Source organism: Streptomyces sp. NPDC040405 (genome assembly GCF_055595765.1).
In genome coordinates, this window is sequence record NZ_JBVIVI010000001.1 from 40,282 (window position 1) to 66,382 (window position 26,101).

At 72.6% G+C, this 26,101-nt stretch carries 24 protein-coding genes and 1 riboswitch; of the genes, 7 read left to right on the plus strand and 17 right to left on the minus strand.

The genetic code is table 11. The features are described from left to right. Positions 1–47: 47 nt before the first annotated feature. From amaP to ACZ59A_RS00235, 5 genes are read right to left on the minus strand one after another with little or no spacing between them, the layout of a single operon-like run. Complete coding sequence (gene amaP / locus ACZ59A_RS00215) at positions 48–593, minus strand: alkaline shock response membrane anchor protein AmaP (RefSeq protein WP_470951538.1); 546 nt, start codon at positions 591–593, stop codon at positions 48–50. Positions 594–600: 7 nt separating this feature from the next. Further along, on the minus strand, positions 601–1,146 hold the full coding sequence (locus tag ACZ59A_RS00220; protein ID WP_470951541.1) for a DUF6286 domain-containing protein: 546 nt from the start codon (positions 1,144–1,146) through the stop codon (positions 601–603). Continuing rightward, positions 1,143–1,463 (minus strand): Asp23/Gls24 family envelope stress response protein, encoded by a 321-nt coding sequence (locus ACZ59A_RS00225; RefSeq protein WP_470951543.1) that lies wholly within the window; start codon positions 1,461–1,463, stop codon positions 1,143–1,145. Before ACZ59A_RS00225 ends, ACZ59A_RS00220 begins: the two co-directional genes overlap by 4 nt. 9 nt (positions 1,464–1,472) lie before the next feature. Beyond that, entirely contained in the window at positions 1,473–1,664 is a 192-nt protein-coding gene (locus tag ACZ59A_RS00230; RefSeq protein ID WP_398300372.1) for a hypothetical protein, read from the minus strand. Positions 1,665–1,717: 53 nt separating this feature from the next. Next, a complete protein-coding gene (locus ACZ59A_RS00235; protein ID WP_470951545.1) occupies positions 1,718–2,194 on the minus strand; it encodes an Asp23/Gls24 family envelope stress response protein in 477 nt (158 codons plus the stop codon). Positions 2,195–2,282: 88 nt separating this feature from the next. On the opposite strand from ACZ59A_RS00235, the gene ACZ59A_RS00240 reads away from it, so the two are divergent. Further along, on the plus strand, positions 2,283–2,975 hold the full coding sequence (locus tag ACZ59A_RS00240) for a hypothetical protein (protein ID WP_470951549.1): 693 nt from the start codon (positions 2,283–2,285) through the stop codon (positions 2,973–2,975). An 18-nt stretch (positions 2,976–2,993) separates the two neighbouring features. Here ACZ59A_RS00240 and ACZ59A_RS00245 read toward each other — a convergent pair whose 3' ends face one another. From ACZ59A_RS00245 to ACZ59A_RS00260, 4 genes are read right to left on the minus strand one after another with little or no spacing between them, the layout of a single operon-like run. After that, positions 2,994–3,452 carry a MaoC family dehydratase gene (locus tag ACZ59A_RS00245; RefSeq protein WP_468042087.1) on the minus strand — a complete coding sequence of 153 codons (459 nt, stop codon included), beginning with the start codon at positions 3,450–3,452 and terminating at the stop codon, positions 2,994–2,996. Between the two features lie 51 nt (positions 3,453–3,503). Then, the gene (locus ACZ59A_RS00250) at positions 3,504–5,006 is read right to left on the minus strand and encodes an acyl-CoA synthetase (RefSeq protein WP_470951552.1); all 1,503 of its coding nucleotides are present in this window, start codon (positions 5,004–5,006) and stop codon (positions 3,504–3,506) included. A 7-nt stretch (positions 5,007–5,013) separates the two neighbouring features. Next, a complete protein-coding gene (locus ACZ59A_RS00255; RefSeq protein WP_470951554.1) occupies positions 5,014–5,886 on the minus strand; it encodes an amidohydrolase family protein in 873 nt (290 codons plus the stop codon). After that, positions 5,883–6,821, minus strand: coding sequence for an SDR family NAD(P)-dependent oxidoreductase (locus ACZ59A_RS00260; RefSeq protein ID WP_470951557.1), 939 nt, complete (start codon positions 6,819–6,821; stop codon positions 5,883–5,885). The genes ACZ59A_RS00255 and ACZ59A_RS00260 overlap by 4 nt, the downstream gene beginning before the upstream one ends. Positions 6,822–6,958: 137 nt before the next feature. Between ACZ59A_RS00260 and ACZ59A_RS00265 the strand changes: the two genes are divergently transcribed. Continuing rightward, entirely contained in the window at positions 6,959–7,441 is a 483-nt protein-coding gene (locus tag ACZ59A_RS00265) for a MarR family winged helix-turn-helix transcriptional regulator (protein WP_468042079.1), read from the plus strand. Between the two features lie 20 nt (positions 7,442–7,461). On the opposite strand, the gene ACZ59A_RS00270 is transcribed toward ACZ59A_RS00265, so the two are convergent. Then, positions 7,462–8,088 carry a response regulator gene (locus tag ACZ59A_RS00270; protein ID WP_468042077.1) on the minus strand — a complete coding sequence of 209 codons (627 nt, stop codon included), beginning with the start codon at positions 8,086–8,088 and terminating at the stop codon, positions 7,462–7,464. After that, positions 8,085–12,374: a HAMP domain-containing protein gene (locus ACZ59A_RS00275; RefSeq protein ID WP_470951561.1), complete on the minus strand. Its 4,290-nt coding sequence runs from the start codon at positions 12,372–12,374 to the stop codon at positions 8,085–8,087. Before ACZ59A_RS00275 ends, ACZ59A_RS00270 begins: the two co-directional genes overlap by 4 nt. Positions 12,375–12,467: 93 nt before the next feature. Here ACZ59A_RS00275 and ACZ59A_RS00280 point away from each other — a divergent pair, with 93 nt between their 5' ends. The 3 genes from ACZ59A_RS00280 (at position 12,468) to ACZ59A_RS00290 (ending at position 17,050) form a co-directional block, all read left to right on the plus strand. Next, positions 12,468–14,342, plus strand: coding sequence for a SpoIIE family protein phosphatase (locus ACZ59A_RS00280; RefSeq protein WP_470951564.1), 1,875 nt, complete (start codon positions 12,468–12,470; stop codon positions 14,340–14,342). Between the two features lie 107 nt (positions 14,343–14,449). Beyond that, positions 14,450–15,910 carry an aldehyde dehydrogenase family protein gene (locus ACZ59A_RS00285; protein ID WP_470951566.1) on the plus strand — a complete coding sequence of 487 codons (1,461 nt, stop codon included), beginning with the start codon at positions 14,450–14,452 and terminating at the stop codon, positions 15,908–15,910. 27 nt (positions 15,911–15,937) lie between these two features. After that, complete coding sequence (locus ACZ59A_RS00290) at positions 15,938–17,050, plus strand: NAD(P)-dependent alcohol dehydrogenase (protein ID WP_470951569.1); 1,113 nt, start codon at positions 15,938–15,940, stop codon at positions 17,048–17,050. On the opposite strand, the gene ACZ59A_RS00295 is transcribed toward ACZ59A_RS00290, so the two are convergent. From ACZ59A_RS00295 to ACZ59A_RS00320, 6 genes are all read right to left on the minus strand, one after another. Then, positions 17,047–17,826, minus strand: coding sequence for an enoyl-CoA hydratase/isomerase family protein (locus tag ACZ59A_RS00295; RefSeq protein ID WP_468042068.1), 780 nt, complete (start codon positions 17,824–17,826; stop codon positions 17,047–17,049). The genes ACZ59A_RS00290 and ACZ59A_RS00295 overlap by 4 nt on opposite strands. A gap of 129 nt (positions 17,827–17,955) precedes the next feature. Continuing rightward, a complete protein-coding gene (locus ACZ59A_RS00300; protein ID WP_009718933.1) occupies positions 17,956–18,177 on the minus strand; it encodes a helix-turn-helix domain-containing protein in 222 nt (73 codons plus the stop codon). 396 nt (positions 18,178–18,573) lie between these two features. Then, positions 18,574–20,172, minus strand: coding sequence for a ribosomal protection-like ABC-F family protein (gene abc-f / locus ACZ59A_RS00305; protein ID WP_468042066.1), 1,599 nt, complete (start codon positions 20,170–20,172; stop codon positions 18,574–18,576). A 163-nt stretch (positions 20,173–20,335) separates the two neighbouring features. Next, a complete protein-coding gene (locus tag ACZ59A_RS00310; RefSeq protein WP_470951574.1) occupies positions 20,336–21,748 on the minus strand; it encodes a hypothetical protein in 1,413 nt (470 codons plus the stop codon). Positions 21,749–21,859: 111 nt separating this feature from the next. Next, positions 21,860–23,005 carry an alpha/beta hydrolase gene (locus ACZ59A_RS00315; RefSeq protein WP_470951576.1) on the minus strand — a complete coding sequence of 382 codons (1,146 nt, stop codon included), beginning with the start codon at positions 23,003–23,005 and terminating at the stop codon, positions 21,860–21,862. 275 nt (positions 23,006–23,280) lie between these two features. After that, positions 23,281–23,991: a class II aldolase/adducin family protein gene (locus tag ACZ59A_RS00320; protein ID WP_470951579.1), complete on the minus strand. Its 711-nt coding sequence runs from the start codon at positions 23,989–23,991 to the stop codon at positions 23,281–23,283. Positions 23,992–24,228: 237 nt separating this feature from the next. Here ACZ59A_RS00320 and ACZ59A_RS00325 point away from each other — a divergent pair, with 237 nt between their 5' ends. Both ACZ59A_RS00325 and ACZ59A_RS00330 read left to right on the plus strand, forming a co-directional pair. Further along, entirely contained in the window at positions 24,229–25,530 is a 1,302-nt protein-coding gene (locus ACZ59A_RS00325) for an inorganic phosphate transporter (protein WP_470951582.1), read from the plus strand. Between the two features lie 15 nt (positions 25,531–25,545). After that, positions 25,546–25,776, plus strand: a complete 231-nt coding sequence (locus ACZ59A_RS00330; RefSeq protein ID WP_468042059.1) for a hypothetical protein — start codon at positions 25,546–25,548, stop codon at positions 25,774–25,776. A 179-nt stretch (positions 25,777–25,955) separates the two neighbouring features. Then, positions 25,956–26,096: riboswitch (cobalamin riboswitch) on the plus strand. The last annotated feature ends 5 nt before the right edge of the window (positions 26,097–26,101 follow it).

Consider the following 26,101-nt stretch of genomic DNA (forward strand, 5'->3'; position numbering starts at 1 on the left):
CGCCCCGGACCCCGCTCCTCAAACGCCGGACGGGCTGGATCGGCCCCCTACCGCGCTCGCTCCGCACCGTGGCGTTCGCCTCGTAGGCGGACCTCTGTCGGGAGGTGGGGCAGGCCCGTTGAGGTGCGGGCGGGGGTGAGGGCTTCGGACTGCAGTGCCCGCAGGGTCGCCACCGGCTCCGCTCCCGGGTCCAGGGTCAGGCCCACCCTCGCCCTGGGGGCGGTCCGGCGGCCGTGGAGGTGGACGTGGGCCCGGGAGACGCCGGAGAGGGACTCGGCGTCGGCTCTCAGGGCGGCTTCCAGCGCGGGGCCGCGCAGGGACGCGCCGGTGCCGTCGTCCAGCGGGACCAGTACGTCGTCCAGGCGGCGGCGCAGCAGTTGGGCCAGGGCCCACCACAGGGCGAGCAGCACCAGCACGCTCAGCGCCGCGATGACGACGGGCCACCACCAGTCCTCGGCGCGCCAGCGCACCCGGTCCGCGTGGGTCAGCAGCACGGCGTCGGGGGTGCGCCGCCCGGCGAGCAGCGTCGCCGCGCCCGCGGCGGCGACGGCCAGGCCCAGCAGCCCCAGCAGCACCCGGTTCACGATGCGCACGCCGCCCTCACCTCGCCGGTCGCCGTACGCGGACGGACAGCCCCGGCCGCCGGGCGAGCCCGAGTTGTCGGATGCCGTCTGCGAGCACGGTCAGCAGGTCGGCCCGTACCTCGTCGAGGTCGCGGAAGTGCGCCTGGGCGCGGGCCCTGATCCGGCGGCGGCCGACATCGACCCGTACGGCCCGTACGCCGGGCACCGCCATCGCGCGGTCGCGCAGCACCAGCCCGGCGGCGGCGCGGTCGATTCCGGCCCGTACGGAAGCGTTTTCGTCGTCGCGCATCGGCAGGAGTCCCCGCAGGCCAGGGGTGACGGCGAGCAGCACCATCCACGCCCCGAGCACGACCAGGGCCACCGCGATCCCCACGATCCAGCCGTCGTCGAGCGGGCGCGTGGCGAGCTGATCGGCGAGCCACCTCCGCCACTCCATCACGGGGTGGCCGGTGCGCGCGGACACGATGTCGTACAGGAACAGCCCGAGCGCGCCGAGCAGCACCAGGGCGGCCAGCCCGGCCGGTACGCGCCGGGCGGACCAGAAGCGGCCGAGACCTTTCATCGCACCGTCCCCCGGTCCAGCCGCGGCGAGTGCAGCCGTTCCACGGTCACCGCCACGTCCGGCACCTCCATGCCCGTCAGTTCGCCGACCCGCGTCGCCACATGACGCCGTACCGCCCCGCACTGGGCGCCGATGTCGGACGGATAGCCCAGCTCGACGGCGATCCGTACACGCGCGGCGCCCGCGCGGACGGCGACGACCGCGTACGGCAGCAGCCCGCCCCCGGCGCCGAGCGCCTCCCGCGCCGCCCGCGAGGCGATCTTCGCGACGACGCGGTCCGCGATCCGCGTGGCGCCCCGCTCCCCCGGCTCACTCACGGCGCACCCTCACCGCCGCCGTTCGCCACGGTCGCGGGTACGGAAGAAGTCGCCCGGTTCCAGGTCACCGTCCAGGAACCGGCCCGCGACGAACCCGACGGCGCCCAACGCCGCCACCAGCAGAAAGGCCCCGAAACCACCGAAGTATCCGGCGAAAGCCAGCGCCATCCCCGCGATCATCCCGATCACGGCCATGCTCATCGTGTGCTCCCCTGCTGGAGCCGACCGGAGCCGCCGCCGAGCCGCCGCCGCGGCTACTGAAGCCTGGGCTCCGGCGATTCCTCTTCCTCATCCGGCAACTTCACATCACTGACCGCGATGTTGACCTCGACCACCTCGAGGCCGGTCATCCGCTCGACCGCCGCGATCACGTTCTCCCGTACGGCCCGGGCGACGTCGGCGATCGCGACGCCGTAGTCCACCACGATCTCCAGGTCGAGGGCCGTCTGCACCTCGCCCACCTCGGCCTTCACCCCGCGGGCGACGGACTTGCCGCCGCCGGGCACCCGGTCGCGGACGACCCCGAAGGTGCGGGCGAGGCCGCCGCCCATGGCGTGGACGCCGACCACATCGCGGGCGGCCATTCCGGCGATCTTTTCGACCACGCCGTCGGCGATGGTGGTACGGCCGCGGGCTCCCGGGTCGACACCGCCGCCGATGATCTTCGGCGTAGCTGCGGACGGCTCGGCGACGGGGGTCTGGGGCCGGTTGCGTGGCGCGGTCTCGGACATCACCGATCGCCCCTTTCTTCTCCATTCGCCCTACTTGCCACACTAAAGGTGTTTGGCCGGTAGTGCGCACGTTATGCATCATTCAGGCATGGTTACGGACCGGCTCGCGCACGCCGTACGGCAGCAACTGCGGCTCGGCCGTCTCCTCCCCCTCGGCGGGCCGGAGGACGGCGCCTGGCTGACCGAGCGCGCGGCGGCCGCCGTGCTCCGCCGGGCGGCCGACGGCGTGCCCGGCGTACGGCTCGGCGCGCTCCGTATCGCGCTGGCCGACCCGGACGCCGCCGCGCCGCCCGCGGTCCCGGCCCCGCCGAGCGCGCTGCCGCCGGGGCCGCTGCGGGTCGAGGCGGAGTGCGCGGCGACGGCGGACCGGCCGCTGCCGGTGACGGCGGAACGGCTGCGCGGGGCCCTGCTGGGCGCGGCCGTGGACCGGCTCGGGCTGGCGGTCGGCGCCGTGGACCTGCGGGTGACGGAGGTGCTGGACGAGGTTCCGGAGCGCACGCCCCCGCCCGACGCCGAAGAGCCACCCGCCGACGAGCGGCCGGACGAGGGCTCGGCCATCGGCGCCGCGGTCCTCGCCGTACCGGGTGTGGCGCGGCTCGCCCCGGTGCTGGGCCGTCAAGCCGTACGGATCGAGGGGGCGCACATCCGGGTCGAACTGGCCGTGGCCCCGGGCCACCGCGCCCTGGACGTGGCGCGCGCGGTGCGCGGGGCGGTGGCGGCCACCGCGCCGCCCCCGGCGACGGTGGCCGTCCTCGTCACCGCCGTGGGCGTCGGCGGCTGACCTTCACCGGTTCACCGTTCACCAGTGGTAGCGGTGCACGGCCTGGGCGACGCAGCACGGCTTGCCGCCGCCGTCCTGCTCCACCACCAGGTCGATGACGGCCTGGGCGCCGCCGTCCCCGAGTTCCTCGACGGAGACGAGCGTCGCCCCGGCCCGGATCGTGGCGCCGACCGGCACCGGCGCCGGGAACCGCACCTTGTTGAGGCCGTAGTTGACGGCCATCCGGACGCCGCCCAGTTCGAGGATCTCGCCCCACAGCGGGATCAGCAGGGAGAGGGTGAGATAGCCGTGGGCGATGGTGCCGCCGAAGGGGCCGTCCTTGGCCCGCTCGGGGTCGACGTGGATCCACTGGTGGTCGCCGGTGGCGTCGGCGAAGGTGTCGACCCGGCCCTGCTCGATCCGGTGCCACCGGCTGTGGCCGAGGTGCTGTCCGGTCAGCTGCTTCAGCTCGTCGAAGCTGTTCACGGTCGTGGGCATGCACGGTCTCCATTCATGTGGTGCGCGGCTCATGTGGTGCGCGGCGGCTCGTCAGCGCAGGGCGGATTTGCGGATCTTTCCGCTGGCGGTGCGCGGCAGCGCGGTCCGGAACTCGACCGCCTTGGGCACCTTGTACTTCGCGAGGCGGCCCGCGAGGTGGTCGAGCAGGTCCTGCGGCTCGGTGGCGGATCCCGCCCGGAGGACGACGACGGCCTTGCCGACCTCGCCCCACCGGGCGTCCGGCATGCCGATCACGGCGCATTCGACGACATCGGGGTGGTCGTACAGCGCGTTCTCGACCTCGGCCGGATAGACGTTCTCACCGCCCGAGATGATCATGTCCTTGACGCGGTCCACGATGAACACATAGCCGTCCTCGTCCCGCATCCCCATGTCCCCGGAGCGGAACCAGCCGCCCTCCAGTAGGGCCTCCGCGGTCGCGTCCGGCAGTCCGTAGTAGCCGCGCATCACATGCGGGCCGTGCACCAGGATCTCGCCGGGCTCGCCGGGCTCCGCCTCGCCGGTCAGGTCCGACCGGACCAGCCGGACGTCGGTGAAGAAGTGGGGCACGCCCGCGGAGCCCGCCTTGACCGCGCTCATCTCGCGGTCGAGCAGCAGCGTCCCGGGGGACGCCTCGGTCATCCCGTACCCCTGGATGAAGGACAGACCGCGCCGCAGATAGACGTCGATCAGCGCCTTGGGGACGGGGGAACCGCCGCACATCAGGGTGCGCACGGACGACAGGTCGGCCGTCTCCCAGCGCGGCGACTCCGTGACCGCCGCGAACATGGTGGGGACGCCGAACAGGCAGGTCACGCGCTGGCTCTCGATCAGATCGAGCATCCGTTCCGCGTCGAACCCGGGCTCTATCACCACGCGTCCGCCCTTGAGCAGGGTCGGCAGACAGGTCATGTTGAGCGCGGCGGTGTGGAAGAGGGGCGCGGTGACGAGGGTGATCTCGTCCGCGGCCAGATCGGTGTCGACCAGGACGTTGAGGCTGTTCCAGGTGATGTTGGCGTGGCTGAGGACGGCGCCCTTGGGCTGTCCGGTGGTACCGGACGTATACATGATCATGCACGGGTCGTCGGCGGCCATGACCTCGTCCGCACAGTCGTCCCCACGGTCGTCCTCGCGATCGTCCGCCAGATCGTCGACCGCCACCGCGATGCCCGCGCCCGCTTCCGCCGCGGTCTCCGCGCAGCGCGCGTGGTGGAGGAGCAGCCGCGCACCGGAGTCGTGCAGCATGTAGGCCAGTTCGGGCGCGGCGAGCCGGGTGTTGAGCGGGACGAAGACCGCGCCCACCGCGCAGGTGGCGAAGAGCGCGTGGAGGAACGAGGGGTGGTTGGGGCCGAGGTAGGCGACGCGGTCGCCGCGCCGGATCCCGCGCGCCCGCAGGGCGCGGGCGAACCGGGTGACGGTCTCGTCCAGCTCCCGGTAGGTCTGGGTGTCGTCGCCGTGGACGATCGCGATCCGCCCGGGGGTCTTACGGGCCCGCCGCCGCGGCCACGATCCGATGCCCTCTCCGGCGCCCCGGCCGATGCCTTGCTCCAGCATCTCCCGCTCACCCCTTCGTGAGGCCGAGCAGCCGCGCCGCGTTGTCCTTGAGGATCAGCGGCCGAACCTCGGGCTTGATCTCGAGTTTGCCGAAGTCGGCCAGCCACCGGTCCGGGTCGATCACCGGATAGTCGGAGCCGAACAGGACCTTGTGCTTGAGCAGCGAATTCGCATAGCGGACCAGCTGCGGCGGGAAGTACTTCGGCGACCAGCCGGACAGGTCGATGTAGACGTTCGGCTTGTGCGTGGCGACGGCCAGCGCCTCGTCCTGCCAGGGGAACGACGGATGGGCCAGGATGATCGGCAGATCCGGGAAGTCCACGGCGACGTCGTCCACGTCCATGGGGTTGGAGTACTTCAGCCGGATGCCGCCGCCCCCGGGCACGCCCGCGCCGATCCCGGTCTGCCCGGTGTGGAAGAGCGCGGGCACCCGCAGCTCCTCGATGACCTCGTACAGCGGGTAGAACCGCGGGTCGTTCGGGTGGAACGCCTGGAGGGACGGATGGAACTTGAAGCCGCGCACCCCGTGGTCCTCGACCAGCCGCCGCGCCGCCCGCACCGCCGCCTTGCCCTTCCACGGGTCGACGCTCGCGAACGGGATGAGGACATCGGCGTGTTCGGCGCAGGAGGCGGCCACCTCCTCGTTGCCGATCGGCGGATGGCCGGTGGCGCTCTCCGCGTCCACCGTGAAGACGACGGCGGCGATGCGGCGTTCGCGGTAGTGGGCGGCCAGCTCGGGGATGGTGGGCTGCCGGGCGCCATGGGTCTTGAAGTACGCGGCGGACGCCTCGGCCAGCTCGCCGCTGAGCGAGGAGTGGCCGTCCGCCGAGACCTCGGCGTGGGTGTGGACGTCGATGGCGACGAGATCGTCGAGGTTCACCGCCCGGCCCCCTCCGTGCTCTTGGGGCTCTGCGGCTCGACGGGCGCGGGGATGCCCACGCCCTCCGGGTGCCGCCCCAGCGACGTACCCCAGACGCCCGCGATGGCGTCCGCGTCCCAGCCGCCCTCGCGGTAGACCGCCGTCTCCTCCTCAGGGTGGGTCCACAGGGTCAGCCGGTCGCCGCCGATGCCGATGGCCTGCCCGGTGATGCCGTCGGCGGCGTCCGAGGCGAGGAAGACCACGAGCCCGGCGACGTCGTCGGCGGTGCCGAAGCCCTCGCCCTGCCGCAGCCAGGCGGGCAGCGGTTCGCCGCGTTCCTCGTACGCCTCGACGTGCGGCGCGAAGGCGGGGATGGTCGCGGTCATGGCGGTCGCGGCGACGGGGATCACCGCGTTGACGCCGATCCCGGCCTTGGCGCACTCCATCGACCAGGTGCGGGTCATGCCGACGATGCCCGCCTTGGCGGCGGAGTAGTTGGTCTGCCCGAAGTTGCCGCGCTGCCCGGCGGGCGAGCCGATGAGGATCAGCCGACCGCCCTCGCCGCGCTCGCGCATGTGCCGGACGGCGGCGCGGGCGCAGGTGAAGGTGCCCTTGAGATGGACGCCGACGACCGCGTCGAAGTCCTCGTCGGTCATCTTCCACAGCACCCGGTCGCGCAGGATGCCCGCGTTGGTGACCAGGACGTCCAGCCGTCCGAACGCCTCGACCGCACGGTCCACGAGCGCGTCGGCGACCTCGCTGGTGCCGACCGCACCGGGCGCGGCGACCGCCGTACCGCCCTCGTCGGTGATGACCTTGACCGCCTGTTCGGCGGTGGCGGCGTCGGCGTCGTTGACGACCACGTTGGCCCCCGCCCGGGCCAGGGCGCGGGCGTAGGCGAGGCCGAGGCCGCGCCCCGCGCCGGTGACCACGGCGGTCTTCCCCGTCAGCTCCATGGGCTTCGGATCCTTCCACGAGTATCATCAGGGTTCCTGATTCTGATGGTGAGTGGAGCACTCCGGGAGGTCGGGTGTCAATGGGCGGAGCGGCGGCCGGGCACCGGCCCCGGACATCAGTCGGGCAAGATGGCCGAATGACCACTTCCGAGCAGTCCGACACCGCGCAGCTGGACCAGGTCGGCACGCTCTACCTGGTGAAACGGCTGGAACAGGCGATACGGGCCCATCTGGACGCGCTGCTGCGCCCCCTCGGCCTGACCACGCTCCAGTACACGGCGCTGACCGTCCTGGAGCGCCGGGACGGGCTGTCGTCGGCCCAGCTCGCCCGGCGCTCGTTCGTCAAGCCGCAGACGATGCACGAGATGGTCCAGACGCTGGAGGAACGCGGCTTCATCGAGCGCCGCCGGGATCCAGCCAACCGCCGGGTGCTGCTCATCAGCCTCAGCGACCGGGGGCGCGAGGCGCTGCGGAGCTACGACGAGCAGGTGCGGATGCTGGAGGAGCGGATGCTCGGCGGGCTGACCGAGGACCGTCGCGGAGAGCTGCGCCACGCGCTGATCGACTGCACCCGGGCGATGTCGGCCACGCCGCCCCCGGCGGACACGGCAGCGCCGTAGGGCGGCCGTCACCCCGGCCGTCATCGGCCCTGGATGGCCTGCCGGGCGGCCCGCAGGTCCTCCACGGTGCGGGCCAGCTCGGTGACGCAGTCGGCCAGCCCGGCCGCCTCCTCACCGCCCCCGCCCTGGCGCAGCACCCCCGCGGTGCGGGCGAGCTGTTCGGACACCCGCTCCAGCCGCTCGTCCGAGGGGTCCGGTTCCCCCGCCAGCTGGCGGCGCAGCTGCTCGGCCTGGGCGGCGAGCTGGATGTTTTTGCGGTGCAGATCCAGAAAGACGTTGACCTTGGTCCGCAGCAGCCAGGGGTCGATGGGCTTGGTGAGGAAGTCGGCGGCGCCGATGGCATAGCCCCGGTAGGGATAGTCCGAGTCGGCGTCGGTGCCGGTCAGCAGGATGATCGGGACGTCCTTGGTCTGGTCGAGACGTTTCATGTTGGCGGCGGTCTCGAAGCCGTCCATGCCCGGCATCAGGACGTCGAGCAGCACGACGGCGAACTCCTGCCGGAGCATCGCCTTCAGCGCCTCCTCACCGGAGTGGGCGCGGACGAGCCGCTGGTCGAGCGGGCCCAGGACGGCCTCCAGCGCGATCAGGTTCTCCTCCATGTCGTCGACGATCAGGATTCCGGCGCGGTCGGGCGCGGCGGCGCTCATGACTCCCCCTGTCTCGGCCTCGGCGGGCGCGTCTCCGCGTCCGGGCCGGGCTCGTCGCCGTCACCGGCGGGCTCTGCCGCGTCCTCGGCGTCCGCGGTGTCCTCGGCCTCCGCCATGCCCTCGGCCTCCGCGATGCTCTCGGCGGCCTCCGCCTCCTCCGCCTCCGGGTTGCGCTGCGGGTCGAGCAGATCGCAGACCGTGTTCATCAGCCGGTCGACGTCCACCGGCTTGGGGACATAGCCGTTGGCACCGCTCTCGAGCGCCTTCTCGCGGTCGCCGGGCATGGCCTTGGCGGTGAGGGCGATGATCGGCAGATCGGCGAGCCGGGGGGTGCCGCGGATGGCCCGGATCGTCTCGTAGCCGTCCATCTCCGGCATCATCACGTCCATCAGCACCAGGGACACATCCGGGTTGCGGTGCAGGACGTCCAGCCCCTCGCGGCCGTTCTCCGCGTACTTCACGGTCATGCCGACCCGCCCCAGCACATGGGTGAGCGCGAAGACGTTGCGGATGTCGTCGTCGACGATGAGGATGCGGCGGCCGGTCAGCACCCGGCTGGGGCGGCCGCACTGCCACTCCTTGAGCCGGGGAGGCTCCGCCCGTGCCTCGTCCCCGGCGCCGTCGCGGTCCTGGGGGGCCAGCAGACCGGCCAGGGAGCCGCGGTCGCCGGTCACGCCGCTCTGGTCGCCGAACACCCCGCTGGGCGCGTGGTCGGCGGTGTCCGGGAGCGGTTCGTCCCGGGTGGGCAGCGCCGCCGGGACGGTGGCGCCGGTGGCCCGGGGGTCGGACACATCGGGCGGCGGGACGACCCCGGCGTAGTGCGCGGGGACGTACAGCGTGAAGCAGGAACCAACGCCCTGCTCGCTCTCGGCGATGATCCGGCCGCCCAGCATTCCGGCGATCTCCCGGCTGATGGACAGGCCGAGGCCGGTGCCGCCGTATTTGCGGCTGGTGGTGCCGTCGGACTGCTGGAACGCCTCGAAGATCACGGGCAGCTTCTCGGGCGCGATGCCGATGCCGGTGTCCCTGACGGAGAAGGCGACGACCGCGTCCGCGTCGCGCAGCGTCTCCTCCTGGAACTCCGCGCCGACCGCCCGCTCCACGCGCAGCTTCACCCCGCCCGAGGAGGTGAACTTCAGGGCGTTGGAGAGCAGGTTGCGCAGGATCTGCTGGATCCGCTGCTCGTCGGAGTACAGCTCGCGCGGTACGTCCTCGCCGACGGCGATCTCGAACGACAGGCCCCGGTCGATGGCGAGCGGCCGGAACGTGGCGTGCACGTAGTCGAGCAGCTTCATCAGCGGCAGCTTCTTCGGGCGGACGTCCATCCGCCCGGCCTCGATCTTGGACAGGTCGAGGATGTCGTTGATCAGCTGGAGCAGGTCGGAGCCGGAGCGGTGGATGGTGGTGGCGAACTGCACCTCCTGGGGGGACAGCCGCTGGTCGGCGTTGTCGGCGAGCAGCCGGGCCAGGATCAGCAGGGAGTTGAGCGGGGTGCGCAGCTCGTGCGACATGTTGGCCAGGAACTCGGACTTGTACTGGGAGGCGGTGGCCAGCAGCGCGGCCTTCTCCTCCAGCTCCGCGTTGGAGCGCTGCAGCTCGTTGGAGCGCGTCCGCAGCTCGGTGGTGAGCCGCTGGGATTCGGACAGCAGCGACTCGGTGCGGGCGTTGGCGATGATGGTGTTGATCGAGACGCCGATGGTGTTGACGAACTGGTCGATGAAGGCGAGGTGGACCTCGCTGAACCGGCCGAAGGAGGCCAGTTCGATGACTCCGAGCACCTGGTCCTCGTACAGGATCGGCAGGATGACGACGCTGGTGGGGAGCGCGGAGCCGAGTCCGGAGTTGATGGTGATGTAGTCGGCGGGGACGTTGGTGATCAGGATCCGCTTCTTCTCCTGGGCGGCCTGGGCGACCAGTCCGCGGCCGGGGGTGCCGGTGGCGGGCAGCGGGCCGTTGTCCTGCTCGGTGCCGTATCCGGCGATCAGTTTCAGCCCTTCGCCCGGCTGGATGCCGGGCTGGCCGAGGAAGAACGCTCCGAACTGGGCGTTCACCAGCGGGGTCAGCTCGCGCAGGATCAGGTCGGCGACCTCGACCAGATCGCGGTGGCCCTGCATCAGGGAGGCGATACGGGCCAGGTTGGACTCCAGCCAGTCCTTGGCGCGGGTGGTCTCGCGCAGGTTGGCGACCATGAGGTTGACGTTGTTCTTCAGCTCGGCGACCTCGCCCTGGGCCTCGACCGAGATGGAGCCGGACAGATCGCCCTGGGCGACGGAGGACGCGACCTCGGCGATGGCGCGCACCTGGGTGGTGAGGTTGAGGGCGAGGTCGTTGACGCTGGTGGTCAGCTGCTTCCAGGTGCCGTAGACGCCCTCGACCCGGGCCTGGCCGCCGAGCCGGCCCTCGCTGCCGACCTCGCGGGCGACGCGGGTGACCTCGGAGGAGAACGAGGAGAGCGTGTCGACCATCGTGTTGATGGTCGTCTTCAGTTCGAGGATCTCGCCGCGCGCGTCCACGTCGATCTTCTTGGACAGATCGCCCTGGGCGACCGCGGTGGCCACCTGGGCGATGTTGCGGACCTGGGAGGTCAGGTTTCCGGCCATGAAGTTGACGTTGTCGGTCAGGTCCTTCCAGACGCCGGACACGCCCGGCACCTGGGCCCGGCCGCCGAGCTGGCCCTCGGTGCCCACGTCGCGGGCCACCCGGGTCACCTCGTCGGCGAACGCCCGGAGCTGCTGGACCATGGTGTTGACGGTGTCCTTGACCTCGAGGATCTCGCCCCGGGCGTCCACGGTGATCTGCTTGGACAGATCGCCGTTGGCCACCGATGTGGTCACCTGGGCGATGTTGCGGACCTGGGAGGTCAGGTTGAGCGCCATGAAGTTGACGTTTTCGGTCAAGTCCTTCCACACCCCGGACACGCCCCGGACCTGAGCCTGGCCGCCGAGGTTGCCCTCGGTGCCCACCTCGCGCGCCACCCGGGTCACCTCGTCCGCGAAGGACGACAGCCGGTCCACCATGGTGTTGATCGTCGACTTCAGCTCCAGGATCTCGCCCTTGGCCTCCACGCCGATCGTCTTGCTCAGGTCTCCTTCGGCGACCGCGGTGGCCACTTGGGCGATGTTGCGGACCTGGGAGGTCAGGTTGTCCGCCATGAAGTTGACGTTCTGGGTGAGGTCCTTCCACACCCCGGACACGCCCCGGACCTGGGCCCGGCCGCCGAGCCTGCCCTCGCTGCCGACCTCGCTGGCCACCCGGGTGACCTCGTCGGCGAACGCCGAGAGCTGGTCGACCATGGTGTTGACGGTGTTCTTGAGCTGGAGGATCTCGCCCCGGGCGTCCACGGTGATCTTCTGTGAGAGGTCACCAGTGGCGACCGCGGTGGTCACCTGGGCGATGTTGCGGACCTGGCTGGTCAGGTTGGACGCCATGAAGTTGACGTTGTCGGTCAGGTCCTTCCACACCCCGGACACGCCCCGGACCTGGGCCCGGCCGCCGAGTTCGCCCTCGGTGCCCACCTCACGGGCCACCCGGGTCACCTCGTCGGCGAACGCGCGCAACTGGTCGACCATGGTGTTCACGGTCAGCTTCAGCTCCAGCAGCTCACCGGTGGCCTCGACGGTCACCTGCTGGGTGAGGTCGCCGCGGGCCACGGCCGTGGTCACCACGGCGATGTCGCGGACCTGGCTGGTCAGCCGGGAGGCCATGGTGTTGACGGCCTCGGTCACCTCGCGCCAGTCCCCGGACAGCCCCTGGACCTTCGCCCGGCCGCCGAGGCGGCCCTCGGTGCCCACCTCACGGGCCACCCGGGTCAGCTCGCCGGTGAACAGGGACAGCTGGTCGACCGTACGGTTGACGCCGCGGGCCAGCCGCCGCAGATCGCCGCGCAGCTGACGGTTGCCGTCGTGCAGGTCGACCCGCTGGGTCAGATCGCCCTCGGCGATGGCGTCCAGCACCCGGGTGGCGTTGGACACCGGCCCGGTCAGCGCGTCCACCAGCTGGTTGGCGTCGTTCACGCTGGTCGCCCAGGCGCCCTGGCCCGGGCTCGCGGTGAGCCGTTCGTCCAGCCGCCCCTGGCGGACCACCTCGCGGCGGACCCGCTGGAGTTCGGCGGCCAGGTGGGCGTTGCGCGCCACCAGCTGGTTGAACGTTCCGGCCACTTCGCCGAGCACGCCCTCTTCCGTGCTGTCCATACGCACGGTGAAGTCGCCGTCGCACAAGGCGTTCATCGCCGCCAGCAACGACCTCAGCTCGGCGGTGCACTCCGTGGGGTTCGGGTCGCGTGCCATGGCGCCGCCCTTAAAAGATCATTAGATATCCCTACGTCTGTCATAATATGGCACCTAGACGGCCTAATCCGCCCGAATTGCCAGGAGCCGCACGTGGGAGCTTTGCTTCCTCTCTCGCGCGAGTCCGTTGCCCGGACGACGCTGCCCGGAAGCGTGCGCGCACCGGGGGCGGCGCGCACCTTCGTCCGCACCACCCTCGCGGGCCAGACCGCGACCGAGATCCTCGGACCGGACGCCGTCGGCGCGCGGGTGACCGAGGACGCGGTCCTCCTGGTGAGCGAGCTGGTCACCAATGCCGTGCTGCACGCGGGCACCCGGGTCGAGGTCACCTGCCGCCTCCGGACCGGGAACGGACCGGAGGATTCCGCCGATGCCGACGCCGCCCCCGACGCCGATGCCGATCCGGCGGACCGCCCCGGCATCGTCATCGAGGTCGCCGATCTGCACCCGGCCAGCGTGGTGCTGGGCGGGCCGGACACCCAGCGCCACGGCCGGGGCCGCGGCCTCCAGCTGATCGGCGCGCTCGCCGAGTCCTGGGGCGTGACGTACCACCGCACCCGCAAGTCCGTGTGGTTCCGCCTGGACACCGAGGCGGCGTCGGCCGGGGCCGGCTCCGTATCCGCCGAGGCGTCCGGCCGCGCGCCGCGCGCCGCCGCGCACCGCGCCCCCGCCCCGCCGCAGGGGCCCCGGGACCGGACGGCCGAATGGGTCGACCGCGGCGGGCCGTCGTTCCTCGCCGAGGCCAGCGAGCTGCTCACCGGGCAGCTGGACGAGAACATGGTCGCCGCCCTCGCCGGTCAGCTGCTGGTGCCCCGGCTGGCCGACTGGTGCGCGGTGTGGCTGATCGACGAGACCGGCAGGCTGGAGCTGCGCCGGGTCTGGCACAACGACGAGCGCCGCATCGAGGCGCTCCGCGCCACGCTGGAGCGCGATCCGCCGCCGCCCGGGCTCGGCGCCCCCGGCACCCCTTGGCCCTGGCCCGAGGCCGCCGCCCCCTCCGGTACGGGCGGCTCCGCGCTGACCTTCCCGCTCATCGCCCGCGGCCGCGACTACGGCGTGCTGCTGCTCGGCCGGGCCGGGGTGGCGCAGACGACCGAGGGCGTGGTGCGGCTCTCCGACGACGTGGCGCGGCGGATCGCCCAGGCCGTGGCCACCGCCCGGCAGTACACCCAGCAGGCCACCATCAGCCGGGCGCTCCAGCGCCGCCAGCTGCCGGTTTCGCTGGCCCACATCCCGGGCGTGGACACCGCGATCGTCTACGAGCCGCACGGTGAGGGCCAGACGGTCGGCGGCGACTTCTACGACCTGTTCCCGATGGGCGGCCGCCGCTGGTGCTTCCTGCTCGGCGATGTCTGCGGCAGCGACCCCGAGGCGATGTCGGTCACCGGCCTCGCCCGCCATCTGGTGCGGCTGCTGGCCCGCGAGGGCCACGGCGTGGAGTCGGTGCTCACCCGGCTCAACCAGGCCCTGGTGGAGGAGGAGGCGGAGGCCACGGCCCTCGGCGGCGACCAGGCCCGGTCGCGTTTCCTCAGCCTGCTCTACGGGGAGCTGGAGCCGGACCCGCGGTCGGGCGGCGCGCACTGCGTCCTGGCCAGCGCCGGGCATCCGCTGCCGCTGCGGCTGGGCACCGACGGCACGGTGGCGCCCGCGGCGCTCCCGCAGATGCTGCTGGGCATCGACGACGAGCCGGACTTCCACGCCGACTCCCTGGACCTGGCGCCCGGCGAGACGCTGCTGTGCGTGACCGACGGGGTGACCGAGCGGCGGGACGGCAGCCGGCAGCTGGACGACGACGACGGCCTGGCAGACATCCTGCGCGGCTGTGCGGGGCTCGGCGCCAAGGCCATCGCGGAGCGGGTGCGGCTGGCCGCCCACGACTTCGGCACCGAGCCGATCGACGACGATCTCGCGGTGCTGGTGCTGGAGGCGGTGCCGGCATCGGCGCCGGAGCTGACGCGGGGGTCATGAGCGCAGGCGGCCCGGCGCAAAGTTCTTGAAATGTGTACGTCCCGGGCCCTTGTCGCACCCACCCACGAGGGGCATCATCAGGATTCCTGAGCATTGAGGAGTCCGCGATGAGCCTGCTCTCCACCGCCGACTGGGCGGACAGGATCTTCACCGGCGACTGGGAGCCCCCCGCCCGGCCCGGCACCATCGACATCACCGAGCCCGCGACCGGGCAGCACCTCGGCTCCGTCGGCCGGGCCACCGAGGCGGACGTCGCCCCCGCGGCCCGTACCGCGGCGGCCGCGGGGCGCGCCTGGGCCGCGGCCCCCTTCCCCGAGCGGGCCGCGGCCCTGCGCCGTGCGGCCGACACTTTCCGGCGCCATGCGGACGAGATCGCCGACTGGATCGTGCGGGAGGCCGGGTCGTCACGGGCGAAGGCCGCCCTGGAGGTGGCGGTCGCCGCCGCCGAATGCGAGGAGGCCGCCGCCCTGCCCGCGGCGCCCACCGGAGAGCTGCTGCCCTCGGCGCAGCCGCGGCTGAGCATGGCGCGCCGGATCCCGGTCGGGGTGGTCGGCGTGATCTCGCCGTTCAACTTCCCGCTGATCCTGTCCATCCGCTCCGTCGCCCCGGCGCTCGCCCTCGGCAACGCCGTCATCCTCAAGCCCGACCCGCGCACCCCGGTGTCCGGCGGGGTGGTCCTCGCCCGCGTCTTCGAGGAGGCCGGGCTGCCCGCGGGGCTGCTGCAGTGCCTGCCCGGCGGCGCGGACGTCGGCGCCGCGATCGTCCGCGACCCGGCGGTGCGGGTCGTGTCGTTCACCGGTTCCACCCCCGCGGGCCGCGCGGTCGGGGCGCTGGCCTCCGAGCAGCTGACCCGGGCCCATCTGGAGCTGGGCGGCAACAGCGCCCTGATCGTGCTGGACGACGCCGACATCGAGGCCGCCGCGTCCTGCGGGGCCTGGGGGAACTTCCTCCACCAGGGGCAGATCTGCATGGCCGTCGGCCGCCATCTGGTCCATGAGTCGCGATACGAGGAGTACGTCGGCCTGCTCGCCAAGAAGGCCGAGCAGCTCACCGTGGGCGATCCCTTCCGCGAACCGGTCGCCCTCGGCCCGCTCATCGACGACCGGCAGCTCGGCCATGTCGTGGACATCGTCGAGCGCAGCGTGGCCGCGGGCGCCCGGGTGGTCACCGGCGGCACCCACCGGGGCCGGTTCTACCGGCCCACGGTGCTGGCCGACTGCGGCCCGTCCGTCCCCGCCTGGGAGGAGGAGGTGTTCGGCCCCGTCGCCTGCGTACGCCCGTACAGCACGGATGACGAGGCCGTGGAGCTCGCCGCCGACTCCCCGTACGGCCTGAGCCTGGGCATCCTCACCGCCGACATGGCGCGCGCGCTCGCCCTCGCCGAGCGGATTCCCAGCGGAATGGTCCACATCAACGACCAGACGGTCAACGACGATCCGAACGCGCCCTTCGGGGGCCTTGCCGCATCCGGCTTCGGCCGGGTGGGCGGCGCCCGGGCCAATCTCGACGCCTTCACCGAGACGCAGTGGCTGACCCTGCGCGGCGACACCGCGCGCTACCCGTTCTGAGCCCCTCCGAGCCACGGAGCTTCCACGATGACCGAAACCCTCGCCGCCGTGGTGAACAAGCCCGGCGCCCCCTTCTCCCTGGAGAGGATCACCCTGGACGAGCCCCGGCCGGACGAGATCGTGGTCCGGCTGACCGCCGCCGGGGTCTGCCACACCGATCTGACCGTGCGCGACGGCCAGCTGCCCTTCCCGCTCCCCGGCGTCCTCGGCCACGAGGGCGCGGGCGTGGTGGAGCGGGTCGGGTCATGGGTCGGCCGGGTGCGGCCCGGCGACCATGTCGTCCTGACCTTCACCTCGTGCGGTGCGTGCGGCACCTGCCGCGGCGGCCACCCCGCGTACTGCGCCTCCTGGCTGCCGCTCAACCTCCTCGGGGGCACCCGCGGCGACGGCACCACGACCCTGCGTTCCGCCTCCGGGGGCGGCGGGCTTGGCGGACACTTCTTCGGCCAGTCGTCGTTCGCGACGCACGCGCTGGTGGACGAGCGCAGCGTGGTCCGGGTCCCGGCCGACGTAAGCCTGGCCACGCTCGCGCCCTTCGGCTGCGGCATCCAGACCGGGGTCGGCGCCGTGCTGAACGTCCTGCGGCCCCGGCCCGGCAGCACCATCGGCGTCTTCGGCGCCGGCGCGGTCGGGCTCGCCGCCGTGATGGCCGCCGTGCTCGGCCCGGTCCGGCAGGTGATCGCCGTCGACCGGCTCGCCCCGCGGCTGGCGCTGGCCCGCAAGCTGGGCGCCACGGCCGTCGTCAACGCCGCCGAGGAGGACACCGCGGCCGCCCTCGTCGAGCTGACGGACGGCCTCGGCCTCGACTGCGCCCTGGAGACCACGGGCAACCCCGGCGTCCTCCGCACCGCTGTCGACGCCCTCGCGCCCCGGGGCGAGGTCGCGGTCATCGGGGCGCCGCCCATGGGCACGGAGGTCGGGGTCGACGTCAACGGCCTGCTGCCGGGCCGCCGCATCACGGGCGTCACGCTCGGCGACAGCGAACCGGAACAGCTGATCCCGCTGATGGTCGGCCTCCACCAGCAGGGACGGCTGCCCGTGGACCAGCTGATCCGGACCTATCCGTTCGCCCGGATCGAGGAGGCGGCGGCGGACATGAAGGCGGGCACCACGATCAAGCCGGTGCTGACCTTCGACTAGTCGGTCAGGCCCGCGAGGTCGCGGATGCGGCGGGCCTGGGCGGCGCGCTCGGCGGCGCGCTGCTCGTCGTACGTACGGTCCGCCGCGCCCCGCAGCAGCGCCTTGGTCTCGACCACCGCGTCGCGAGGGGCGGCCAGCAGGGCGGCGGCCAGGTCCTGGACCGCGCCGTCCAGCTCGGCGGCGGGCACCACGAGGTTGGCGAGGCCGGTGCGCTCGGCCTCCTCGGCGTGGACGAAGCGCCCGGTCGCGCAGATCTCCAGCGCCCGGGCGTATCCCACGAGGCCGACCAGCGGGTGGGTGCCGGTCAGGTCGGGTACCAGCCCGAGGCTGGTCTCGCGCATCGCGAACTGCGCGTCGTCCGCGCATACCCGCAGGTCACAGGCGAGGGCGAGCTGGAAGCCCGCCCCGATCGCATGGCCCTGCACGGCGGCGATGGACACGATGTCGTTGCGCCGCCACCAGGTGAACGCGTCCTGGTAGGCGGCGATGGTGGCGTCCAGCTCGGCGTCCGAACCGCGGGCCATCTCCGGGAAGGACGGCTCGCCTTCGAAGCCCTCGGGGGTGAACGCCTGCCGGTCGAGCCCGGCCGAGAAGGACATGCCCTCGGCACGCAGCACGACGATCCGCACACTGCCGGGCAGCAGCGACCCCGCCTCGGCCAGCGCCCGCCACAACGCGGGCGACTGGGCGTTGCGCTTGGCCGGGTTGGCCAGGGTCACCGTGGCGATCGCGTCATCAACGGTGAGCGATACGCCGTCCTTGTCGAGCAGGGTCACAGGGAGCCTCCGGTCGGCCGCAGTCAGTACAAGTGACTGCACAGTAACCACCCGGTCGAACGGACGATCAACCGGGTGGCACTGTCCACACCTGCTGCCGGTGACGAACCGCTGACGCGAGACGCGCGATCAGGCCGATGCGGCCTTCTTGCCTCGCGTCGCGCCACCGCGACCACGTAGGGAAACTCCTGACTCGCTGAGCATCCGGTGGACGAATCCGTAGGAACGGCCGGTCTCCTCGGCCAGCGCCCGGATGCTCGCACCGGAGTCGTACTTCTTCTTCAGGTCTGCCGCGAGCTTTTCGCGCGCGGCGCCGGTCACCCGGCTGCCCTTCTTCAGAGTCTCGGCCACCCGTGCCTCCTCATGGGAAGTGCGCTCTGTGACTCTCATGATCACCCCTAGGCGGCTTCCTGGCCACCCATTCGGCAAGACCTGTGGAGGAAGGATTCCGAGAAATGGCGCCGCACACGCCTTCGGAATCCAGGATTCCGGCGGCTTCCGCCCTGCCAGTCTTTCTTGATCATTAAAGAAAGGGCAGGTCAGGGCCCCTATATCAGAGGATGGTCGAAGAGTGACCGGCGCGCGGCACGCGCCGTGCGCCGGTCAGGGGCGGCGCGCCGCGATACCAGCGGTTCTCACTCAGATGACGGATCACGCCTAGGCCGAATGATCTACGGGAAGTGGATCAGAGAGCAGCAAAGGGGCCAGGCCCACCGAGCCGGGCCCACCGAGCCGGGCCGACCGGGGTCAGGCCAGCGCGACCAGATCCGCGTAGTCCGCGCCCCACAGGTCCTCGATCCCGTCCGGAAGCAGAATGATCCGCTCCGGCTGGAGGGCGTCCACCGCGCCCTCGTCGTGGGTCACCAGCACCACCGCGCCCGTGAAGGTGTGCAGCGCGCCGAGGATCTCCTCGCGGCTGGCCGGGTCGAGGTTGTTGGTGGGCTCGTCGAGCAGCAGGACGTTGGCCGAGGAGACGACCAGGGTGGCCAGCGCGAGCCGGGTCTTCTCACCACCGGAGAGCACTCCGGCCGGCTTGTCCACGTCGTCGCCGGAGAACAGGAACGAGCCGAGCGTCTTGCGGATCTCGACCAGGTCGAGGTCGGGCGCGGCCGAGCGCATGTTCTCCAGGACGGTGCGGTCCGGGTCGAGCGTCTCGTGCTCCTGCGCGTAGTAGCCGAGCTTCAGCCCGTGGCCGGGGGTCACCTGGCCGGTGTCCGGCTTCTCGACCCCGGCCAGCAGCCGCAGCAGCGTGGTCTTGCCCGCGCCGTTGAGGCCCAGGATGACGACCCGGGAGCCCTTGTCGACGGCCAGGTCGACATCGGTGAAGATCTCCAGGGAGCCGTACGACTTCGACAGGCCCTCGGCGGTCAGCGGGGTCTTGCCGCACGGCGCGGGGTCCGGGAAGCGCAGCTTGGCGACCTTGTCGGACTGCCGCACCTCCTCCAGCCCTGACAGCAGCTTCTCGGCGCGGCGGGCCATGTTCTGCGCGGCGACCGTCTTGGTGGCCTTGGCGCGCATCTTGTCGGCCTGCGAGTTGAGCGCGGCGGCCTTCTTCTCGGCGTTGGCGCGCTCGCGCTTGCGGCGCTTCTCATCCGCCTCGCGCTGGGCCTGGTAGAGCTTCCAGCCCATGTTGTAGATGTCGATCTGCGAGCGGTTGGCGTCCAGGTAGAAGACCTTGTTGACGACCGTCTCCACGAGGTCGACATCGTGGGAGATCACGATGAAGCCGCCGCTGTAGGTCTTCAGGTAGTCCCGCAGCCAGATGATGGAGTCGGCGTCGAGGTGGTTCGTCGGCTCGTCCAGCAGCAGGATGTCGGAGTCCGAGAACAGGATCCGGGCCAGCTCGACGCGGCGCCGCTGACCGCCGGAGAGGGTGTGCAGCGGCTGGCCGAGCACCCGGTCCGGCAGGCCCAGGCTGGCCGCGATGGTCGCGGCCTCCGCCTCGGCCGCGTAGCCGCCCTTGGTCAGGAACTCCGTCTCCAGGCGCTCGTACTTCTTCATCGCGCGCTCGCGGGTGGCGCCCTTGCCGTTGGCCATGCGCTCCTCGTTCTCGCGCATCCTGCGCAGCACGGAATCGAGGTCGCGGGCGGAGAGGATCCGGTCGCGCGCGAGGACGTCGAGGTCGCCGGTGCGCGGGTCCTGCGGCAGATAGCCGACCTCGCCGGAGCGGGTGATGCTGCCACCGGCCGGGGTGCCCTCACCCGCCAGACACTTGGTGAGCGTGGTCTTCCCCGCGCCGTTGCGGCCGACGAGACCGATGCGGTCGCCCCTGGCGATACGGAAGGAGGCGGACTCGATCAGAACACGGGCGCCGGCACGCAGCTCGACGCCGGAGGCGGTGATCACGGGGAATTACTCCTGGGCAGATTGGACGGCGGACGGGACAGACCAGCGGGCGGGGCCGACGCCGTCTAATGCACGAGGAGAATTGCCATGCGGCTAGTTTAGCGGTGCGGGCAACCGGATTTTCCCCTGGGGTCCGGGGCCTCCCCCACCTCGCGCGATCCCCTCAGACGCCGCCGGTGTGGACCTGGAAGGCCGCCCGGCGCACCGCCTTGGCGAGGGCCGGGTCGGGGTGGGCGGCGGCCAGCGCCACCAGCACCTGCACCGTACGCGGGTGGCCGACGGCCCGTACCTCCTCCAGCAGCGCGGGCACGGTGCCCTGCACCGCCGACTCCAGATGGCGCACCAGCAGCGGGCTCTCGCCGTGGTCGGAGATGGCGGCGGCGGTGTCCACCCACAGCCAGGTGGCCTCCTCGCGGGTGAGCACGTCCAGCGCGTCCTCGGCGTCGGCGCCGTCGTGCTCGGCGAGCCACAGCAGCGCGTACGGGCGCAGGCACGATTCCTCCACGACGGCCCGCACCGCGGGTTCGGCGGGCGCCCCGGCGACCCGCAGCGCCTCGAACGCGAGCCCGCGCAGCAGCGCGTCGTCGCCGCGCGCGGCGTCCAGCAGCTCGGTGATGGCACTGCCGACCGGGCGCGCGGCGAGCCAGGCCCGGTACTCGGCGCGGGCGGGTCCGGGGGTGAGGCCCGCGCAGCCGCGCAGCATGTCGGCGGCGGGGTGCTCGATGTTCCCGGCGGGGCTCTGGGCGGCCACGCAGATCTGCTCCAGCTTGACCCACACCGCCCAGTTGCCGAGCGCGGTGAGGACGGCGTCGCCTTCGAGGACGGTGAGCGCCCCGACCGAGGCGAGCGCGTCCAGGGCCCAGCCGAGCAGGTCCTCCAGCTCGTCGTCGTCCTCGGCGCCGTCCGGCTGGTGCCGGTCGTCGGCCGGGTCCGGGGCCCCGGCGGGGTCGCCCTCGCCCGGCGCGGCCACCCCGTACGGCACCTCGCAGCGCTCGGTGCGCAGCTCCGCGACCCGCTTGCGCAGCATGTCCAGCAGCGTGGAGATCTGCACCGGGCCCGCGGACAGCTGGAGCAGCGGGAGCAGCTGCGGTACGGCCTCGACCACCTCGGCGACGGCCGTGGGCTCGGCGGTCTCCGGCGCGGGGCTGGCCAGCGACCAGGCGTCGAGCAGCGCGACCCAGCCGCGCAGCACGGCGCTGTCGTCGCGGTCCCACGCCTGGAGCCGCCAGCCGGGGCGCGCGGTGCCGCCGTGCAGATCGACCAGCCCGACGAGCCGGGCCCGGTCCCAGTCGTTCCGCACCTCCTCGGGGCTGCGCCCCAGCGCGGCGGCCGCACGGGCGGCGGCCTCGTCGGAGAGGGCCCCGAGCGAGTCGTCCTCGGCCGCGGCCCAGCGCGCCACCTCCACTGCCCCGACAAGCCCCGCACGGGCCTGCCGGGCCAGTTCCGGCCGGGGTGGTGTGCCCTCGGGCGGGCGTGGCGCCGGCCGGGAGCGGTTCGGCGCGGGCCGGGTGGCGGTGGCCATCGGCCGCTGGCGGACGAGTCGGAGCCGGGAGTCGCGCGGAGTACGGGACGTCACAGAAGCAGTCTCGCCGTTGACGGCCCGAAAGCCCAATCGGCACCCGTCCGGCGGTCGCCGCGGCCGGATTCCGGCGGGTAGCCGGAGCTGTCGGAATTCCCTGCGAACGCCCTAGATCAGGGGGGTGAGGAAGCGCCGCAGCGCCTCCTCGTAGCCGTGGGGGTCGGCGTTCCACATGGCGGCGTGCGGGGCGTGCCGGACCGGATGAAGGGTGACCAGGTCGGGCCGGGCGGCGGCGAGTTCACGCGACGCGTCCCAGGGCGCGAGGGTGTCCCCGGGGCCGTGCACGATGAGCGTGGGCACCGGCAGGCGCTCGGGGTCGGCCGCCTCGGCGAGCCTGCTGTCATGGAGCCCGGTGCGCCCTTCCGCGGCCCGTACGGCGAGCGGGAGCAGGGCGGCGGGGGTGCGGCGCGCGGCGGCGAGGGCGCGCAGGGTGGCCCGCCAGTCGAGCACCGGCGAGTCCAGGACGATGCCGCTGAGCCGGTGCCGCAGTGCGGAGTTGGCGGCCGCGTGCAGGGCCATGGAGGCGCCGGTGGACCAGCCGTGCAGGACGATGCTCTCCGCCCCGTAGCGGACCGCGTAGCGGATGGCGGCGTCGAGGTCGCGCCACTCCGTCTCGCCGAGGTGGCCGATGCCGTCGGGCGGGCGCGGGGCGCCGGGGTCGCCGCGGTACGCGAGGTCGAGCACCGGGATCCGCAGCCGGTGCAGCATCGGCATGACGACCATGGGGTGTTCGCGGGTGGTGCCGAGACCATGAGTGGTGATCACCCAGGTGGTGCGCTCGCCGGGCAGGAACCAGGCGGGCAGCGGACCGAGTTCGCCGGGAATGTCGACATCGGCGTGGTCGATGCCGAGCGCGTCCCTCGGGTTGCCGAGGTACACCTGCGGGGTGAGCCGCACCCGGGTGCCCGCGTCGAGGGTGCCGTGCGTCACCCGCTCCAGGCGGCGTACGACGCAGTCGGCGGGGTGCGGAACGTCCTCGTCCACGGGGCCGACGACGGCATGGCAGTTCCGGCCGACGAGACCGTACGTACCGGGGCGCAGCGAGGCGAGCGAACGGGTGAGGGCGATCCGCCCGTCGGCCACGACATCGGCGGCGTCCATGGCGTGCACGGTGAGCGGCGGCTCGTTCGGCAGCGGCCGGTCGGGGGCCGGTTTCAGGGCAGCGTCGGTGACGTACCGGCCCGCCGCCACCGCGGCCGCGCCGACACCCAGCAGAGTGGTGGCGGCAGCGACCGCCGTTGTCCGCACACGCATCCCTCCCAGTGTGGGCGGCGAGCGGCGGACCGGCCAGCGGGATGGGCTGTTTCGGGCCCCTAGGGGGTGTCTTGTCGGTCAGGCTGGATCAGCGAGCGGCGTCTGGTGCAGGGGGCACCTCCCAGCGGTAGCTGGGGGAGCATCGCAACCCGCGTGAGGAGAGCGCAGGGGGCACCGCCCAGCGGTAGCTGGGGGAGGCGCTGCGTGCGACGAGCGCGGGGCCGCGAGGTGCCGTGCCAGGCGTCGGGAGCCCAGCATGACCGGCGAGACACCCCCTATCGGTGGGCGGTGTCGTCGGCGGGCTGCTGGCCGTAGCCGCTGAACTTGGCCGCGGCGCGCTCCAGCTCGGCGGGCGGGAGGAGGGCCGGGGTGTGGCCGGGAATGGCGGCCGCGGCCAGCCAGACCTGGCACATCCACTCCAGCTGGGCGGTGCGGTCGTATGCCTGGTCCAGCGTCGCTCCGTAGACGACGGTGCCGTGGTTGCGCAGCAGACAGCCGGAGCGGTCGCGCAGCGCGTGCAGCATGTTTTCGGCCAGTTCATCGGTGCCGTAGAGCGCGTAGTCGGCGACCCGGACGGGCCCGCCGAGGGCGGCGGTCATGTAGTGGATCGCGGGCAACTCGTCGACCAGCGTGGAGACCGCCGTGGCGTGAACGGCATGGGTGTGGACGATGGCCGAGGCGTCGTCCGTGTGACGGTAGAGGGCGAGGTGCATGGGCAGCTCGCTGGTGGGCTTGAGGGTGCCGAGCACTTGGCGGCCGTCGAGGTCGACGCCGACCACGTCGCGCGGGCCGAGCCGGTCGTACGGGACGCCGCTCGGGGTCACCAGGACGGTGTCGCCGACCCGGGCCGACACATTGCCCGAGGTGCCGACGACGAGTCCGTCGGCGGTGGTTCTGCGGGCCGTCCGCACCACCTGTGTCCAGGCCTGTCGCAGGGGCTGGGTCAGCCTCGGCTGTGGCCGTCGTGCCGATCGCGGCTCCGTCACGTGCCCTCACCTCCGGGCGCGATCCTTCCACAGGAACGCCGGGCGGAGCGGCCTACACCGAGTTGATGTATGGACGTCAAACTCCTTGTGGCGAACGGGAATACGGTCGAAAACCAGCCGTTTTCACACCCGCGCGCCCGCGTCACCGTGAAGCCCGCCTCAGTTCATCTCCCGTTCACCCAGTTTCCCTACGTTCACCGTGGCACTGACCGCCCTCCGAACTGATTGACCGGGTGTATGGAACACATCACGCTTCTCATCGGGATCGTGATCGTCACGGCCTTGGTGTTCGACTTCACCAACGGCTTCCACGACACGGCCAACGCCATGGCCACCACCATCTCCACCGGAGCGCTCGGTCCCCGGGTCGCGGTGGCGATGTCGGCGGTCCTCAACCTCGTCGGCGCCTTCCTCTCCGTGGAGGTCGCCAAGACCATCTCCGGCGGAATCATCGACGAAGGCTCCGGCATCAAGCCCGAAGTGATCTTCGCGGGGCTGGTCGGTGCGATCCTCTGGAATCTGGTGACCTGGCTGGCCGGTCTCCCGTCCAGCTCCTCGCACGCCCTCTTCGGCGGCCTCATCGGCGCCACTGTGGTCTCCGTCGGCATGGACGGGGTCAACAGCGAGGCGATCGTCATGAAGGTCCTCATCCCGGCCGTGGCCGCGCCGGTCGTGGCGGGCATCGCCACGGTGGCCGCCACCCGGCTCACCTACCGACTGGCCAACGACCGGGCCGCGGAGGACACCGCGAAGGGCTACCGCGCCGGGCAGATCGCCTCGGCCGCCCTGGTCTCCCTGGCCCACGGCACCAACGACGCGCAGAAGACGATGGGCGTCATCACCCTCGCGCTGGTCACCGGCGGCGTCATCGCGCCCGACTCCGACCCGCCCATGTGGGTCATCGTCTCCGCCGGTCTCGCGATCGCGCTCGGCACCTACCTGGGCGGCTGGCGCATCATCCGCACCATGGGCAAGGGCATCACCGACATCCAGCCGCCGCAGGGCTTCGCCGCCCAGACCGGCGCCGCGACCGTCATCCTGGCCTCCTCCCACATCGGCTTCGCGCTGTCCACCACGCAGGTCTGCTCGGGCGCCGTCATGGGCGCGGGCATCGGCCGCAAGGGCGGGGTGGTGCGCTGGGCGACCGCGGGCCGCATGGTCGTCGCCTGGGCGCTGACCCTCCCGGCCGCCGGTCTGGTGGCCGCCGCCGCGGCGCTGCTGGCCGGTCAGGGCAACGGGGGCATCGCCGCGGTCGCCGTCCTCGCGGTGCTGGGCTGCGGTGTCATCTGGGTGCTCTCGCGCCGCAAGCCGGTGGACGCCAGCAACGTCAACGCGCCGAGCGTGGAGCCCAACGCGTCGCCCGGTGTCGTCATCGCCGCGCTGCGGTCGGTGGCCCCGCCGCCCGCCGGAAAGGCCGCGCCCGCCGCGTCCGCCTCCTCGTCCGCTGATGGCACGGACGCCTCGTCCGCTGACGCCACGGACACCTCGTCCGAATCCGCCCCGACTCCCGCCACCGCGGGAACCGGTTCCACCAGCTGACAGGGAGCACACGCAATGCACATCGACTGGGCGGCCCTCGGCCAGGTCTTCGGCGTCAGCCTCGCGGTGACGGTCGGCGTCGTCGGGGTCTTCACCCTGGGCATCCTCGGCACCTCCCGTACGGCCCAGCCACAGCCGCAGGCCACCGCGGGCGGCGCGTCCCCGGTCGCGCGCACCGGCGCGTACGCCTGTTTCGCGCTGTGCGCCGCGGTGGTGGCGTACGGCATCTATCTGATCGTGGCCTGAGGCCACACGACGACCGCGGGGCGGTGGGTGCCGATCGGCGCCCACCGCCCCGCGGTCGTTCCCCGGTGGGGGCCGGTGGGGGCCTGTGGGTCTCCGCACACTCTGGCATCGCAGGTCAAATGCGAGTTGACGGCCATTCGCACCCCATGGTGGACTTCCCGAGCCAAACGGCGGCAGGAGAGGAAGCCGGTGAGAATCCGGCGCGGTCCCGCCACTGTCACCGGGGAGCGCTCTCCCCTCACCGCAAGGGGTCACGGCCGTCCGTACGCAAGGACGGCTGGAAGACCGGGAGAGCCGCGGATCCGGGAGCCAGGAGACTCTCACC

Excerpts from the sequence above, each read along its gene's own strand:
- ACZ59A_RS00330 (WP_468042059.1), top strand. The coding sequence starts at position 25,546 with ATGCACATCGACTGGGCGGCCCTCGGCCAGGTCTTCGGCGTCAGCCTC.
- ACZ59A_RS00220 (WP_470951541.1), bottom strand. The coding sequence starts at position 1,146 with ATGAAAGGTCTCGGCCGCTTCTGGTCCGCCCGGCGCGTACCGGCCGGG.
- ACZ59A_RS00290 (WP_470951569.1), top strand. The coding sequence starts at position 15,938 with ATGACCGAAACCCTCGCCGCCGTGGTGAACAAGCCCGGCGCCCCCTTC.
- ACZ59A_RS00265 (WP_468042079.1), top strand. The coding sequence starts at position 6,959 with ATGACCACTTCCGAGCAGTCCGACACCGCGCAGCTGGACCAGGTCGGC.
- ACZ59A_RS00240 (WP_470951549.1), top strand. The coding sequence starts at position 2,283 with ATGGTTACGGACCGGCTCGCGCACGCCGTACGGCAGCAACTGCGGCTC.
- ACZ59A_RS00270 (WP_468042077.1), bottom strand. The coding sequence starts at position 8,088 with ATGAGCGCCGCCGCGCCCGACCGCGCCGGAATCCTGATCGTCGACGAC.
- ACZ59A_RS00245 (WP_468042087.1), bottom strand. The coding sequence starts at position 3,452 with ATGCCCACGACCGTGAACAGCTTCGACGAGCTGAAGCAGCTGACCGGA.
- ACZ59A_RS00235 (WP_470951545.1), bottom strand. The coding sequence starts at position 2,194 with ATGTCCGAGACCGCGCCACGCAACCGGCCCCAGACCCCCGTCGCCGAG.
- ACZ59A_RS00325 (WP_470951582.1), top strand. The coding sequence starts at position 24,229 with ATGGAACACATCACGCTTCTCATCGGGATCGTGATCGTCACGGCCTTG.
- ACZ59A_RS00250 (WP_470951552.1), bottom strand. The coding sequence starts at position 5,006 with ATGCTGGAGCAAGGCATCGGCCGGGGCGCCGGAGAGGGCATCGGATCG.
- ACZ59A_RS00275 (WP_470951561.1), bottom strand. The coding sequence starts at position 12,374 with ATGGCACGCGACCCGAACCCCACGGAGTGCACCGCCGAGCTGAGGTCG.
- ACZ59A_RS00230 (WP_398300372.1), bottom strand. The coding sequence starts at position 1,664 with ATGAGCATGGCCGTGATCGGGATGATCGCGGGGATGGCGCTGGCTTTC.
- ACZ59A_RS00315 (WP_470951576.1), bottom strand. The coding sequence starts at position 23,005 with ATGCGTGTGCGGACAACGGCGGTCGCTGCCGCCACCACTCTGCTGGGT.
- ACZ59A_RS00285 (WP_470951566.1), top strand. The coding sequence starts at position 14,450 with ATGAGCCTGCTCTCCACCGCCGACTGGGCGGACAGGATCTTCACCGGC.
- ACZ59A_RS00260 (WP_470951557.1), bottom strand. The coding sequence starts at position 6,821 with ATGGAGCTGACGGGGAAGACCGCCGTGGTCACCGGCGCGGGGCGCGGC.